Source organism: Photobacterium kasasachensis (assembly GCF_050336885.1).
Taxonomy (GTDB): Bacteria; Pseudomonadota; Gammaproteobacteria; order Enterobacterales; family Vibrionaceae; genus Photobacterium; species Photobacterium kasasachensis.
On record NZ_JAKJSH010000008.1, the window covers coordinates 174,678 to 189,095 of the forward strand.

General features: G+C 50.6%; 15 protein-coding genes. 13 read left to right on the plus strand and 2 right to left on the minus strand.

Features of this window, described 5'->3' with window-relative positions:
- Nucleotides 1–9 precede the first annotated feature (9 nt).
- Both flgM and flgA read right to left on the minus strand, forming a co-directional pair.
- Entirely contained in the window at nucleotides 10–327 is a 318-nt protein-coding gene (gene flgM, locus L4D19_RS12655; protein WP_075763895.1) for a flagellar biosynthesis anti-sigma factor FlgM, read from the minus strand.
- A gap of 73 nt (nucleotides 328–400) precedes the next feature.
- Nucleotides 401–1,108, minus strand: a complete 708-nt coding sequence (gene flgA, locus L4D19_RS12660; RefSeq protein ID WP_428452762.1) for a flagellar basal body P-ring formation chaperone FlgA — start codon at nucleotides 1,106–1,108, stop codon at nucleotides 401–403.
- Between the two features lie 126 nt (nucleotides 1,109–1,234).
- On the opposite strand from flgA, the gene L4D19_RS12665 reads away from it, so the two are divergent.
- From L4D19_RS12665 to flgL, 13 genes are all read left to right on the plus strand, one after another.
- Nucleotides 1,235–2,152 carry a chemotaxis protein gene (locus L4D19_RS12665; RefSeq protein WP_428452763.1) on the plus strand — a complete coding sequence of 306 codons (918 nt, stop codon included), beginning with the start codon at nucleotides 1,235–1,237 and terminating at the stop codon, nucleotides 2,150–2,152.
- A 19-nt stretch (nucleotides 2,153–2,171) separates the two neighbouring features.
- Nucleotides 2,172–3,002 carry a CheR family methyltransferase gene (locus tag L4D19_RS12670; protein WP_075763901.1) on the plus strand — a complete coding sequence of 277 codons (831 nt, stop codon included), beginning with the start codon at nucleotides 2,172–2,174 and terminating at the stop codon, nucleotides 3,000–3,002.
- A gap of 141 nt (nucleotides 3,003–3,143) precedes the next feature.
- Entirely contained in the window at nucleotides 3,144–3,539 is a 396-nt protein-coding gene (flgB, locus tag L4D19_RS12675) for a flagellar basal body rod protein FlgB (protein ID WP_160648761.1), read from the plus strand.
- A 3-nt stretch (nucleotides 3,540–3,542) separates the two neighbouring features.
- Nucleotides 3,543–3,959 carry a flagellar basal body rod protein FlgC gene (flgC, locus tag L4D19_RS12680; RefSeq protein WP_075763905.1) on the plus strand — a complete coding sequence of 139 codons (417 nt, stop codon included), beginning with the start codon at nucleotides 3,543–3,545 and terminating at the stop codon, nucleotides 3,957–3,959.
- Nucleotides 3,960–3,977: 18 nt separating this feature from the next.
- Nucleotides 3,978–4,694 (plus strand): flagellar hook assembly protein FlgD, encoded by a 717-nt coding sequence (gene flgD / locus L4D19_RS12685; protein ID WP_160648760.1) that lies wholly within the window; start codon nucleotides 3,978–3,980, stop codon nucleotides 4,692–4,694.
- 22 nt (nucleotides 4,695–4,716) lie between these two features.
- On the plus strand, nucleotides 4,717–6,159 hold the full coding sequence (locus L4D19_RS12690; RefSeq protein WP_428452764.1) for a flagellar hook protein FlgE: 1,443 nt from the start codon (nucleotides 4,717–4,719) through the stop codon (nucleotides 6,157–6,159).
- A 209-nt stretch (nucleotides 6,160–6,368) separates the two neighbouring features.
- Entirely contained in the window at nucleotides 6,369–7,118 is a 750-nt protein-coding gene (gene flgF / locus L4D19_RS12695; RefSeq protein WP_428452765.1) for a flagellar basal-body rod protein FlgF, read from the plus strand.
- A gap of 20 nt (nucleotides 7,119–7,138) precedes the next feature.
- The gene (gene flgG, locus L4D19_RS12700; protein ID WP_428452766.1) at nucleotides 7,139–7,927 is read left to right on the plus strand and encodes a flagellar basal-body rod protein FlgG; all 789 of its coding nucleotides are present in this window, start codon (nucleotides 7,139–7,141) and stop codon (nucleotides 7,925–7,927) included.
- A gap of 18 nt (nucleotides 7,928–7,945) precedes the next feature.
- A complete protein-coding gene (flgH, locus tag L4D19_RS12705) occupies nucleotides 7,946–8,710 on the plus strand; it encodes a flagellar basal body L-ring protein FlgH (protein WP_428452767.1) in 765 nt (254 codons plus the stop codon).
- A gap of 64 nt (nucleotides 8,711–8,774) precedes the next feature.
- Nucleotides 8,775–9,845 (plus strand): flagellar basal body P-ring protein FlgI, encoded by a 1,071-nt coding sequence (locus L4D19_RS12710; protein WP_428452880.1) that lies wholly within the window; start codon nucleotides 8,775–8,777, stop codon nucleotides 9,843–9,845.
- A 20-nt stretch (nucleotides 9,846–9,865) separates the two neighbouring features.
- Nucleotides 9,866–10,849 (plus strand): flagellar assembly peptidoglycan hydrolase FlgJ, encoded by a 984-nt coding sequence (gene flgJ / locus L4D19_RS12715; protein ID WP_428452768.1) that lies wholly within the window; start codon nucleotides 9,866–9,868, stop codon nucleotides 10,847–10,849.
- A 161-nt stretch (nucleotides 10,850–11,010) separates the two neighbouring features.
- Nucleotides 11,011–12,894 carry a flagellar hook-associated protein FlgK gene (gene flgK / locus L4D19_RS12720; RefSeq protein ID WP_428452769.1) on the plus strand — a complete coding sequence of 628 codons (1,884 nt, stop codon included), beginning with the start codon at nucleotides 11,011–11,013 and terminating at the stop codon, nucleotides 12,892–12,894.
- A gap of 14 nt (nucleotides 12,895–12,908) precedes the next feature.
- On the plus strand, nucleotides 12,909–14,099 hold the full coding sequence (flgL, locus tag L4D19_RS12725) for a flagellar hook-associated protein FlgL (protein ID WP_428452770.1): 1,191 nt from the start codon (nucleotides 12,909–12,911) through the stop codon (nucleotides 14,097–14,099).
- Nucleotides 14,100–14,418 lie beyond the last annotated feature (319 nt).

Consider the following 14,418-nt stretch of genomic DNA (forward strand, 5'->3'; position numbering starts at 1 on the left):
GAGCAGGCGCTAGAGGCCACGAAGCTCATCTTCAAATTTCATCATGTTCGATGCTAGCTTGTCGGCATCGACGACATAGGAACCATTGGAAATCGCATCTTTGATTGCCGCAACCTTGGCACTGTCAAAACTTGGTTCAGCCGCGAGTTGCTGGTGGATCTGCCCGACCGCCTTGCCCTGAGAGCTAAGCGAAACGGCATCTTTTGGTCCACTTGGCACAGATTGCTGACTTTTTGCAGCCCCTGATGTCGATCCTGATACGTTGCCATGATTGCTGCGTGCTGTGGTCATTGGATGACCGGAGCGTAGCTGATCAATACTTGCCATAAAAAAAGCCTTTGCACAATTTACTAGAGACAGCCATTACTTCGGCAGGGTCTGTAATAACTTTAGCATTTAATTAAAAGTTTACGGTGACTTCACCGACGCCGGTGATAATACCATCGACAACACGCTTTGACTTGGCATTTTGTACCCGTATTTGCTCTCCGAGCGAGCCATCGGACAGTGCAGTCCCTTTGGTAACAATATCAAGCCCGCTGCGACCTGCCTTGATAAGGACGGCATCATTTCGACAAACAAGGCAGATATCATTGCCCTGTATGGCGTCTCCCATGTTAACATTTCGCTTTACTTTAGAGCCAATGATTTGTTGTGGGTGCTCGAAAACCACCCCGCGCTGAAACCGGGTCTCGATCATTTGTACCATCAGGTCGGAGGCTGACAATACGGCGCCACGGGCCAGTGGCTTGGCGGCGACAACCCGGGGAAGGAGCTGCTTGACCCGAACAGGGACATATACCTGCCAGCCTTCGGTGCTGCAACTGACCAGTACCGTGATATTGCCCGTCAGGGATTGCTTGCCGGGCACCGAGGTCTTAAGCGGCTCGGAACAGGTGCTCAGTTTTAGTCGGGAATCTAAATGTGCAGCCTTAACAGTGAGTTGGCCTTTAGGGGGGGATTTGACAATTGTTTTGACATATTCTTCCGCGGTATGCTGTACCATATCTAAGCTATTTTGTGGTGCTGATGACACAAAAGTGCTAAAGAAAAATGCCAGTAGGCCGAAAAAAATGGTTAAGAGTGTTAAATGTGTTCTTTGGGTCACGGTTTTTACTCTTTAATGCAAGGTCTAAGGGGCTACAATTAGCCTCAGCTCATCATATGTGATTTGCAATGAGAATTCTCATTTAACACGTATAGAAATAAAAAACGCATAACATGGAGTCACCTTATGTCGGGGATACTTGATTCAGTGAATCAGCGCACCCAGCTAGTCGGCCAAAACCGTTTGGAACTGCTAACCTTTCGGTTAAACCGACGTCAGCGCTATGGGATAAATGTATTTAAGGTCAAAGAGGTGCTTCAGTGCCCGAAACTGACAACAATGCCTAACCTGCACCCGTTGGTAAAGGGTATTGCCCATATTCGCGGACAAACTATTTCTGTTATTGATATGAGCCTGGCAACCGGTGGCCGTCCGATTGATGATCTGGACAACTGTTTTGTGATCATTTCGGAATTTAACCGTTCGATCCAAGGCTTCCTGGTATCATCCGTTGAGCGCATCATTAACATGAACTGGGAGTCAATTTTGCCGCCGCCAAAAGGGGCCGGCAAGGAAAACTACCTGACAGCTGTGACTGAAATTGACAATGAGCTGGTTGAAATCTTGGATGTTGAGAAAATCCTCGATGAGATCTCACCGGTTGATACCGATATTAGCGGTACGGTTCTTGAGGAGCTGGTTGATAACACACCGGTTGTCCGTCGTGTACTTGTTGCTGATGACTCCAGCGTTGCACGTAAACAGATCCAGCGAGCCATTGAAGCTATCGGTTGCGAGTGTGTGCTGGTTCAGGATGGTAAGGAAGCTATTGAGAAGCTCCGGTCTATGGCCAAAGACGAGAGTATCTATGATCAGCTGGCGCTGGTGATTTCAGATATTGAAATGCCGGAAATGGATGGCTATACCCTAACGGCAGAAATTCGTAATGATGCCAACCTAAAGGATTTACATGTTATCCTTCACACCTCATTGAGTGGGGTATTTAACCAGGCCATGGTTGAGCGTGTAGGTGCGAATGCTTTCATTCCTAAGTTTAACCCGGATGAGCTGGGGGCTGCGGTGAAGGCCGCTATGCCGGAATAATCTAATTAAAGAGTAGTAGATGACAGCTATAACAATTAAAGACCAGGAATACCGCGATTTTTGCCGTTTTTTAGAAGCGCAATGCGGCATTGTACTTGGCGACAGTAAGCAATACTTGGTTCGTAGCCGCCTGAGTCCATTGGTCAGCCGATTTTCGCTATCATCTCTTTCCGAGTTATTGCAAGTTGTGATCAGTGGCCGTAACCGGGAGTTGCGTGTTGCAGCCGTAGATGCCATGACGACCAATGAGACGTTGTGGTTCCGCGATACCTATCCGTATGCGGTGCTGGGGGATAAAATTTTGCCGGAGCTTGCTGCCAACAAGCGCCCGATCAAAATCTGGTCATCGGCAAGCTCTTCCGGGCAGGAACCGTATTCGATCGCGATGACGGTGCTGGAAACCCAAAATCGTCGCCCAGGCATGATTGCCGGTGGTGTTCAGATCACGGCGACAGATATTTCGCAGACGATGCTGGATACCTGTCGTGCCGGGGTTTATGACAATTTGGCATTAAGCCGTGGACTTTCCCCGGATCGCCGCCGTGTTTTCTTCGAAAATAACGGTGACGGCCGAATGAAGGTCAACGATAAGGTGAAGCGGATGGTGAATTTCCGGCCGCAGAACCTGAAAGACAGTTATGCGCTATTGGGTAAATTCGATGTGATTTTCTGTCGCAACGTATTGATTTACTTTTCGCCGGAGATGAAGGCGAAAGTACTGAACCAAATGGCTGCCAGCTTAAATCCGGGCGGTTACCTGCTGTTGGGTGCGTCTGAGTCATTGACCGGTTTGACCGACAAGTTTGAGATGATCCGCTGTAATCCGGGAATAATTTACAAGCTTAAATAGATTCAAGAAAAAGCAGGCCCCAGAACCCCAACTTTATCGAGGAACATCCCTAGTTCCTCGATACTTACCTTCCAAATTCACCATTAATCAAACTTGGCACATCATTTGCTTCTATATCAATAACGATTTTTGGAGGCAGCTATGTCCATCTCTTTTGATAAAGCATTAGGTATTCACCAGCACACGGTTGGCGTGCGTGCCAAACGCGCGGAAACACTGGCCAGCAATATTGCCAATGCCAATACCCCAGGCTACAAAGCAAAAGATATCGACTTTCAGCGTGCATTGAATGCGGCAACATCAGAGGCAAAGATTGGCCTGAGCCGCACTGATGGTCGGCATATATCTGCCTCCACCAAAATAATGGGCGAGCAAAAGTACCGTGTTCCCAATCAACCGGATACCGGTGACGGCAATACGGTAGATGCACAGCTTGAGCAAAACATGTTTATGCAGAACTCACTGGAATACCAGGCATCGCTCGACTTTCTGGGCTCCAAGTTTAAGAACCTGAGCAAGGCATTAAAAGGAGAATAATAAATGAGTTTGTTTAACGTTTTTAATGTCACAGGGTCGGCGATGAGTGCAGAGTCTGTTCGTCTAAACACGACGTCCAGTAACCTGGCCAATGCCAACAGTGTCAGTAGTTCCGCAGAAGAAACCTATAAGGCTCGGCACCCGATTTTTGCAGCAGCGCTGCAGAATGCCAGCTATCAGCGTGATGAAAGCGTGCCGGTACAGGTAAAAGGCATTGTTGAAAGCCAGAAGCCGCTACGTGCCGAATATAACCCGCAGCACCCGATGGCGAATGCTGAAGGGTATATCTACAAGCCGAATGTCAACGTTATGGAAGAAATGGCCAACATGATTTCAGCTTCTCGTTCCTATCAGAGCAATGTCCAGGTAGCAGATGCCAGCAAGCAGATGCTAATGAGCACATTGCAGATGGGTAAATAAGGGTAAGGAGTAACTGTTATGACCAGTATTAACGGCGCAGGTCAAAGCAACTTGTCCTACCTTGATCAGCTCAAGGGGATGCAAGAGAAAAAGCTTCAGGAAGATCAGAAAATTACTACTGGTCAGAATGAACTGAAGCAGGAAGATTTTCTCTCGTTGCTGACCAAGCAGCTTGCCCAGCAAGACCCGTTCAAACCGGTAGGCAATGATCAGATGATTGCCCAGATGGCATCGTTTGCCACGGTTGACGGGATCAACCAGATGAATGAGCAGTTTGGCAGCCTGAACTCTGCCATGACCTCAAACCAGGCGCTGCAGGCATCCTCACTGGTTGGCCGTGATGTACTTATCCCTAGCTCGACTGGGGTAAAGCAGGCTGAAGGTGGCATGGCCGGCATGGTTAGGTTGCCTCAGGCGCTGGATAATATGATGGTCAGGGTCGAAAACGAGCAGGGCCAGTTAATTAAAACCTTCGATTTGGGCGCTAAACCGCCGGGCGAGCACCGCCTTGAGTGGGACGGCACCGATGAAAGTGGCAATGCCTTGCCGGAAGGTCGCTATCAGCTAAAAGTTGCCGGGCTGGTTGATGGTGAAAGCCGGGAATTTGATGTGTCTACCTATGCAAATGTAAACAGTGTGTTGCTTGGTAATGGTGATGGCAATGTCATGCTTAACCTTGCGGGCTTTGACTCGCCATTCAAACTTGCCGAAGTACTCGAAGTCGGTAAGGTATAACAGGTCTTAGGAGATTCATAACATGGGATTTAATATTTCACTAAGTGGTATTGGGGCATCACAGAAAGACCTGAATACCACCAGTAACAACATTGCCAACTCGAATACCTTCGGCTTTAAAGAGTCGCGTGCCGAGTTTGGTGATGTGTATTCAAGCTCGGTGTTTTCGAATGCCAAGACCACAACCGGTGGCGGTGTACAGACGTCGGTGGTTGCCCAGCAATTTCACGAAGGTTCCAGTATTTATACCAACAACCCGATGGATCTGCGGATTTCGGGCAGTGGTTTCTTTGCGGTTGCCGATGACAAGCTACAGCCTCAGAACAACAGCCTGACCCGTAACGGTGCTTTCCACCTGAACAAAGACAATAATATTGTTAACTCGGAAGGCCAGTATCTGCTGGGTTATAAGGTTGATCAGGAAACCGATCAGGTGACTTCCTATGAATCTCAGGCAATGAAAGTGCCGGATCAGTTTGGCCAGCCGAAAGAATCAGAGAATATCGAGATCGGTGTGAACCTGCCGGCTTCGGCTGAGGCGAAAAACCCGGGTGAGTTCGACTTCAGTGATCCGAGTACCTATAACAAGTCAACCTCGCTGACCATGTACGATTCATTGGGTCAGCCTTATAAGATGACCACCTATTATGTCAAAGACAATGGTGGTACGGGTGGGGCTGCGCCTGCCGTTGATGCCGATGGTAACCCGATTCCAGCCGATCCGGCTGCTGATGGTGCAGCAGGTGCTGCGGCAGCAGACGGTGCCGAGAACCGCTGGGCGGTGTACTACACCGTGACGGATGGTTCCGGTGAAAAAGCAGTGGATGTCAACCTGACACCGGAAGGTGATGGTGAGGTTGCCTCTGGTGATGCAAACGGTCCGCTGGCCGGTGGTCACCAGGGTCACTACGTTGAGTTCAATACCGATGGCTCAGTTAAGTCGGTCAACAACGGTAATCCGATTCAGACCGAAGAGCTGGGTGCTGCTGGTGCCGGGCTTGATATGAATGGTGCAAGCGAGACGCAGAAGCTGAATATTCAGTTTGAAGACCCGACTCAGTATGCGGCACCGTTTGAGATCCGCCGTTTTAGCGAAGATGGCGCAACCACCGGCTTTCTGGCAAAAGTTGACATTGATGCCAAGGGGTCGATTGTCGCGACATACAGCAACGGTGAGAACGTGACGTTAGGGCGCGTCGGCATGGTACGTGTGCCAAACGAACAGGGCCTGGTATCAAAAGGCGGTACCCAGTGGGTAACGAGTCAGGATTCTGGCGCGGCTATCTGGGGTGAGGCCAGCCAGGGGGCATTCGGTGGTATCAAGAGCGGTACCCTTGAGCAGTCAAATATCGATATGACCCAGGAGCTAGTGGATTTGATTACTGCCCAGCGTAACTTCCAGGCGAACTCGCGTGCTCTGGAAGTTGATAACCAGCTTCAGCAGACAATCTTGCAGATCCGATAAGTAAAAGGCGCTAGCGACGCGTAATATCATTGCCGCTTTATTGGCCTTGTGTCGATAAAGCGGCAAATCTTGTCCTTGTCCGTCATAAAATTGTCCCTTCTTTGCCCCTGTTCAGGGTGAAAAACCTCAATTCGTTGATTTATTACACTATCTTAATGGTGGCATAGTTATTGCTTGATATTCACTAGATTGTGATTGGAGAGTCAATAATGGATCGTTCACTGTATTTAGCCATGAGTGGTGCCAAACAGGATATGTATGGCATGCAACTACATGCCAACAACCTAGCTAACGTGAGAACTACCGGTTTTCGCGCTGATCTCGAGCAGGCACGTAGCATGCAGGCATACGGTGAAGGGTTGCCGTCTCGCGTTTTTGCGATGACCGAGCGTCCGGGACAGGACTTTTCTCAGGGCTCAGTCATGACAACCGGGCGAGATCTGGATGTCACTGTTGAGGGAGATGGCTGGTTGGCTGTGATGGATCCTTCCGGCCAGGAGGCCTACACCCGTGCTGGCCATTTGAAAATCGACCAGACAGGTATGCTGCAAAACAGCAATGGCAACCTGATGTTGGGCGAAAATGGCGGTCCGATCTTTATTCCTCTTCCAATCAGTAAAATTGAGATCGGCAAAGATGGAACCGTTTCCGTGCTGCCTCAGGGGGCACCGCCGGAAGCGATGGAAACCGTCGACCGCCTTAAGCTGGTTCGCCCGGATAACCGTGATATGTATAAAGATGTCAATGGTTTATTCAAATCAAAGAATCCCGGTGAAGTCTTCGATGCCGATGCCGGCGTAACCCTGCTTAACGGAGCGCTTGAAGGCAGCAACGTTAACGCAGTCGGCGAAATGACCAGCATGATTGACTTGCAGCGTCACTTCGAAATGCAGGTCAAATTAATGAAAACAGCAGAAGAAATGGATGCGGCATCATCTTCACTGCTGCGTTTAGGCTAACCGATAATAAGGAATAGAACATGCATCCAGCTTTATGGGTAAGTAAAACCGGTCTTGACGCTCAGCAGACAAATATCTCGACCATTTCAAATAACCTTGCGAACGCCTCGACGGTCGGCTTCAAGAAAAGCCGGGCCGTCTTTGAAGATTTGTTCTATCAGAACATCAACCAGCCGGGCGGCCAGTCTACACAGGATACCGAATTGCCGTCGGGTCTGATGCTGGGCGCAGGTTCGAAAGTGGTCGCGACGCAGAAGGTCTTTAGCCAGGGAAATACCCAGACAACCAACAATGCAATGGACATGATGATCGAGGGAGACGGTTTCTTCCAGATCCTCCTGCCTGACGGCAACATGGGTTATACCCGTAATGGTCAGTTTACTATCAACGGTGAAGGCCAGCTGGTGACCACTGGCTCTGGCTATGTCTTGCAGCCTGAGATTGTTGTACCGGAAGATGCGGTTGGGATAACCGTCGGTACGGATGGTGAGGTGTCTGCGCGTATTCGGGGCCAGCAGGAGAACCAGGTACTGGGTCAGATCACGACGGTTGATTTTATCAACCCGGGTGGCCTTGAACCTATTGGTCAGAACTTGTTCTTACCAACTGGTGCCAGCGGCGATGCCCAGGAAGGGGTGCCGGGTCTGGACGGGTTGGGTTCGGTTCGCCAGTCGATGCTGGAAACCTCGAACGTAAACGTGACGGAAGAGCTGGTCAATATGATTGAAGCGCAGCGCGTATATGAAATGAACTCGAAAGTCATTTCAACCGTCGACCAGATGCTGAGCTATGTTAACCAGCAGTTATAACAGGGAGTTAATATCGTGATGAAAAAGCTCATTATCGCATTGGCTGTCATTCTTTCGGGGTGCTCGCAGCTGCAGACAGAAGAGTCCGATATCGCACAAGCGACGACGTCGGTGGATGCGGTTGAGGGATCAACAGAGCAGGGGGGCGGTCTGATCGATATGCTGCGCCGCCGCGAAGATCCGCAGGCTGGTGATCCTGCCTGGGCAAGCATTCGACCTCAGGAGAAGCCCGAACATTATGCGACGGCGACAGGCTCGCTGTTCAATGTAACTGGGGCTCAGGATCTCTATGATGATACCAAGCCGCGTGGTATTGGCGATATAGTCACCGTGCTGCTGGAAGAGAAGACACAGGCGAAGAAGAGTGCCAGCTCGGATTTAGATAAATCGACGGACTTGTCGATGGACCCACTGGCACTTGGCGGTCAGGAAATCAAAATTGGCGAGCGTAACTTGTCTTACGAGGTGAGCAACGCCAACAAGTTTGCCGGCAGTACCTCTGCCGATCAGAGCAACAGCATCAAGGGTTCCATCTCGGTTGAAGTGATTGATGTGCTTGCCAACGGTAATCTACTGGTTCGCGGCGAGAAATGGCTGACGCTCAATACCGGCGATGAATATATCCGGGTCAGCGGTACAGTTCGCCCGGATGATATCAGCCAGGAAAATACGATTGCCTCAACCCGAATTGCCAATGCCCGTATTCAGTATTCTGGCACCGGAGAGCGTCAGGACGTTCAGGAACAGGGCTGGTTGGCCCGCTTTTTTAACGTCAGCATTTAGCGCTAGTTTGTTTGAACAATAAGTGACATTACGGAGCACTGAAGTGAAATTCCAGAGTATTTGCATGGGCCTGATGCTGCTGTTGGCATTACCGTCTCAGGCGGCACGAATTAAAGATGTATCGGAAGTCGCCGGGGTCCGGAGTAACCAGTTGGTTGGCTATGGTCTGGTTGTCGGCTTGCCGGGAACGGGGGAGACGACGCCGTTTACCGATCAGAGCTTCAATGCCATGCTGCAAAACTTTGGAATTCAGTTGCCGGCGGGTACCAAGCCGAAGACAAAGAACGTGGCTGCCGTTGCCGTAAATGCAACCTTGCCGCCGTTTACCAAACAAGGCCAGACGATTGATATTACTGTTTCATCAATCGGTTCGGCGAAAAGCCTCCGTGGCGGTACATTGCTGCAAACCTTCCTCAAGGGTTTGGACGGAAAGGTCTACGCCATTGCGCAGGGGAGTCTGGTTGTTGGCGGGTTCAGTGCCACCGGGGCCGATGGGTCTAAAGTGGTTGGCAACACGCCGACAGTAGGTCGAATCTCCAATGGTGCGATGGTTGAACAGGAAGTACCAAATCCGTTTGGTCGTGGTGATTTCTTGACTTTTAACCTGTTTGAGTCCGATTTCACCACGGCGCAGCGTATGGCTGATGCCGTTAACCAGTTTCTCGGCCCGCAGATGGCGGCAGCAGTAGATGCCACGTCTGTCCGTGTCCGCGCCCCGCGAGATGTGAGCCAGCGAGTGGCATTCCTATCGACCATCGAAAACATTGAATTTGATCCGGCGGAAGGCGCGGCGAAAATCATTGTTAACTCGCGTACCGGTACGATTGTTGTTGGCCAGAACGTGAAGCTCAAGCCTGCAGCTATCACCCATGGCGGTATGACCGTATCGATTAAGGAAAACTATTCTGTCAGCCAGCCTAACGGTTTGTCTGGCGGTAATACGGTTGTCGTTCCGAACTCTGATATTGAGGTCACCGAGGAAGATTCTCGAATGTTCAAATTTGAGCCGGGGATCACCCTGGATGAGCTGGTACGTGCGGTGAACCAGGTCGGTGCCGCCCCTTCTGATCTGATGGCTATCTTGCAGGCACTTAAGCAGGCAGGGGCCATTGAAGGTCAGTTGATCATTATTTAAAGCAATCTTTGGTTCTGAGCATGAAAACAACCAACCCGGGTTTTATTCACGATATCTCCAACCTTGAGCGACTAAGGGCGGGGATCAATGATGATGAAAGTCAGTCTTTGCGTGCGGCTGCGCAGCAGTTCGAGGCGATTTTTACTCAAATGTTGTTTAAGTCGATGCGTCAGGCCAATGAGGTTTTCGAATCTGATCTGATGAGCAGCAGCAACAGTAAGTTCTTCGAGCAGATGCATGACGAGCAGATGGCGAGCGAGTTGAGCTCCACCGGTTCACTGGGTTTGGCTGATTTGATTGTTTCCCAGCTTGGTGGTGAAGAAGAAGCGCAGAACCCTGCGGTGCCGTCAGAGCAGGACTTCCGTCAGGCGGTAAAAGAAGCGCCGATGAATCTGCCGTTTGACACCAAAGGCAAGCAGCCGGATAAGGCGATGGTAGAAAAGGCTGCGGAAGATGCGCTAACGATTATGCAGCAAACTCAGCCAGCGTCGTTTACAGCCCCTCTGCCACCGTTGAAGCCTCAGGACAATGAGCGTGGCTTTGAGTCACCCCAGGACTTTGTCAATCGGATGCGCCCCTATGCTGAAAAGGCGGCCCATGCGATAGGCACTGAGCCTTCAGTATTGATTGCCCAGGCTGCGCTGGAAACGGGGTGGGGCAAGAAAGTGATTAAGAATGCGGCAGGCAACAGCAACAACCTTTTCAATATCAAAGCTGATCAGCGTTGGTCCGGCAACAAGGTTGCGACCAACACACTGGAGTTCCATAACGGGATCCCTGTCCAGCAACGGGCGGCATTCCGCTCTTATGACAGCTACCAAGATAGCTTCAATGATTATGTCCGTTTTCTCAATCAGAACCCGCGTTATTCTGAAGCGCTGGAGCAACCCGCTGATCCGGTACATTTTATTCGAAACCTGCATAAGGCGGGATATGCGACGGATCCGGAATATTCCAATAAGGTCATCAGTGTCATGGATACGGTGAACCGCCTGATGAAATAGGCAAGCCCTTGCCTCCGCTCAAAAAAACGCCACGTCACTCCCCATATAGGTATAAGCAAGTCGCAATAAAATCAATGACTTAAACAGCCATAAAAAGTGGAACGCTTTTTGCATTTCAAGTTATTGATTAATTGTAACCCCCTCACAGTTCCGGAGGCTTCATGGGGTTTGACTTGCTAAATATGGGCTCTCAAGGTCTGATGACTGCACAACGGCAGTTAAATACGACCGGCCATAACATTAACAATGTTAATACTGAAGGCTATAGCCGCCAATCTGTTGTTCAGCAAGCCAATGATCCTATTTGGTGGGGGGGCAACCAGTATGGTACCGGTGTTCATGCGGCAGAAGTTCGCCGCGGCTTTGATCAGTTTGCCACCAATGAGCTTAACCTGACCACCACCAACCTCAGCTATGCCACCGAACGAGAAGGCCAGCTTGGCCGTCTGGATAATATGCTGGCCAATAGTGCCAAGAAGATCCCGGAAGACATGAACCAGTGGTATGACGCGGTCAAGGCGCTGGCAGACAGCCCTAGTGATATGGGCTCGCGGAAAGTGGTGCTTGAAAAAGCAAAGATGGTTGCCTCTGGTCTGAATGACAATCACGGCATCTTGTCCCGTCAAAAGTCGGAGACCAACGAGGTTCTGTCCCGCACATTGAACCGGGTCAACGATATTGCCCGGGAGCTGGTGGATGTGCACAAGGCCTTGGTTAAAACACCGGCCTCAGGCCATGACAATGACCTGCTGGACAGGCATCAGAGCCTGATCAATGAGCTGTCCGAGTATACCAAAGTCACCGTGACCCGAAAAAACGCCGAAAGCTTCAATGTCATGATCGGTAGCGGCCACACCCTGGTGTCTGGCACCGAATCCAGTGAGCTGAGGATGGTGAGCGGCAAGCCGGATCCGCAGCAGACCCAACTGGCTATTGTCGAAGGCAATTCGCTCAAAACTATCCGCAATGATGATATCGGCGGCAAGATGGCCGCATTATTCCAGTTCCGTGACGAAACGCTGACTCACGCCATGGATGAAATTGGCCGTATCGCGATTGGTTTTTCCGAGTCGGTGAACGAGCTTCAGCAACAGGGCCTGGATCTTAAAGGCCAGGTCGGACAGAACATGTTTCGTGATGTCAACGACCCGGCATCAGCGGCGGCACGGGTGATGTTACCGGCCGATTCGACCGCAGAGATGAAGGTCTTTATTGACGATTTGAGCAAAGTGAAAATTGGTGAATACGGCCTGACCTTTGACGGCAGTCAGCATACCTTGACCTTTCCTGACGGTACGAGTCAGAACGTGATCCCGAGTGGTAACCCGCCATCATTCACCATGGACGGTTTCCAGGTTGAAATGACGGCGCCGATGAAAGCCGGTGAGCAGGTTGTACTGCGTCCGACACGCTCTGCGGCAGGGGAGATCAGTGTTGCGATGAGCGATCCGGCACAAATTGCCGCTCAAAGTTACCTCAGTTCTGCCAGCAATACGCAGGGCCAGGCTGATTTTAACATTACCCAGCCCGGCACCCTGTCGGAGTTTCAGGTCGCCGTCTCACCGGATGCCAGTCAGTTTGCCGTTCTGGATATGAAAGGCAATATTTTGCAGGCCCCGCAGCCTTATCCGCCAGCCGGTGAAGTGGTTGTGGGTGGCACTGGTTTTACCTTGAGCCAAGGGGCCATTGGCGGTGATGTTTTTGCCGTTAACCTCAATGCAGCCGATGGTGATAACGGCAACCTGATCAAGATGCAGACCCTTCAGGCTGAAAAGCTGATGGATGAGGGCCGCTCCACCGTTATTGATGTCTATCAGGGACTAAATACCGAGATGGGGGTACAGAAAGCTTCTGCAGCCCGTCTCAGGGAAGTTGGTCTGGTCGAGAAAGATGCTGCCGAAAGTCGGGTGGCGGAAATATCCGGTGTGAACCTCGATGAAGAGGCGGCCAATATGATGAGATTCCAGCAGGCCTATATGGCCTCGTCGCGCATCATGACCGTCGCCAACGAAACCTTTGATACCTTACTTAACGTATCGCGCTAGGGAGACCGTTATTTATGATTAGCCGAATGGCCACTTTCCATAACTACCGCTCTGTGGCAAACGATATGAATCGCCAGCAGGTGCGGGTGCAGGAAAACCAGGAACAGCTGGCAACGGGGAAACGTCTGCTGACTGCCGGTGATGATCCGGTATCGTCGATCTATATTCAGAATTTTGATCAGCAGAATACCCAGATAGAGCAGTCACTCAAGTCGATCACACTGGCGCGTAACCGCCTGGATAATGAAGAGACGGCGATCACCGAGGTCGAAAACTTGCTCGATGAAGCTAAACGTAAGTCGATGATGATGGTCAACGGCTCGCTGTCCGGTGATGACCGCATGGCCCACAAGCAAGATATGCAGGGGCTGTATGACTCCTTCATGAACCTGGTGAATACCAAGGATGAGTCCGGCAACTTTATTTTCGCCGGTACCCAGTACAGCAAGCAGCCCTTTTTCCGGGACAACAATGGTCATGTTACCTATGTAGGTGACAGCTACCAGCGGATGGCCAAGGTGGCTCCGTCGGTTGATGTGCCGATGAATGATGCCGGCGATAAGTTGTTTATGGAAGTTTCCAATCCATATGGTGACTACCAGCCGGACTATGAACTGCAAAGCGGTTCGCTGCTGTTGCTGTCACAGGCGACGAATACCAACGATGCTGATCCGTCGGCGTATCGCATCGAGTTTGCGACGACGGCGGCCGGACCTGCCTATAAGCTGTTCCAGAATGGCAGCGAGGTCAGTAGCGGCCAGTTTGATCCGGGTAAGGGGATCCAATGGGGAACTTTGCAGGTTGATCTGGAAGGCGAGATTGAAGACGGCGATGTGATCGAGCTATCACGGCAGGACAAGATCAATGTTTTCGATGCTTTCCAGCGCAGCATTGAACTGTCGGACAGTGATGTTTCAGATGCGTCGGCGTCGGCGGAACTGCAACAGGCAGTGGCTGAGCTGTCCGAAGGCTTCAAGCATATTAACCGCGCACGATCTGAAATTGGCACCCGGCTGCAGACCTTAGATCGCCAGGAGAATATGCACGAGGACTTCAAGATCGTGATGACACAGGCGCGCGGCACGCTGGAGGATCTTGATTACGCTACTGCCGTTATTGAATTAAACGAAAACATGATGGCATTGCAGGCCTCTCAGCAGGCGTTTGCAAAAACCAAAGACTTGAATCTGTTCAACTATATCTAACTGGTATTCGTTTTAGCGCGAATATGCTGTGTTAGTTGAACTGTTAGCGGCGGCAATAAGAATTACCGCAACGGCAAAGAAAGTCTTGCCGATGGGCACAGGGTTGCCGCTGTACTGAACTTTATATCAATTTTAGACATAAACTATTGAAATAAAGTATATTTTAATTTTGGCATGATGATTGCTAATACTAGGTTGGTGGCAACAATGTTGCCAATATTATTTATACATATAGCTGGCCCCGCTTCACCGTCTTACGTATTGACTGTTGCGGGTAGGCTGTTTCGCTGAAAGAGCGAAAGTCAAAGGAGAGCAAAAT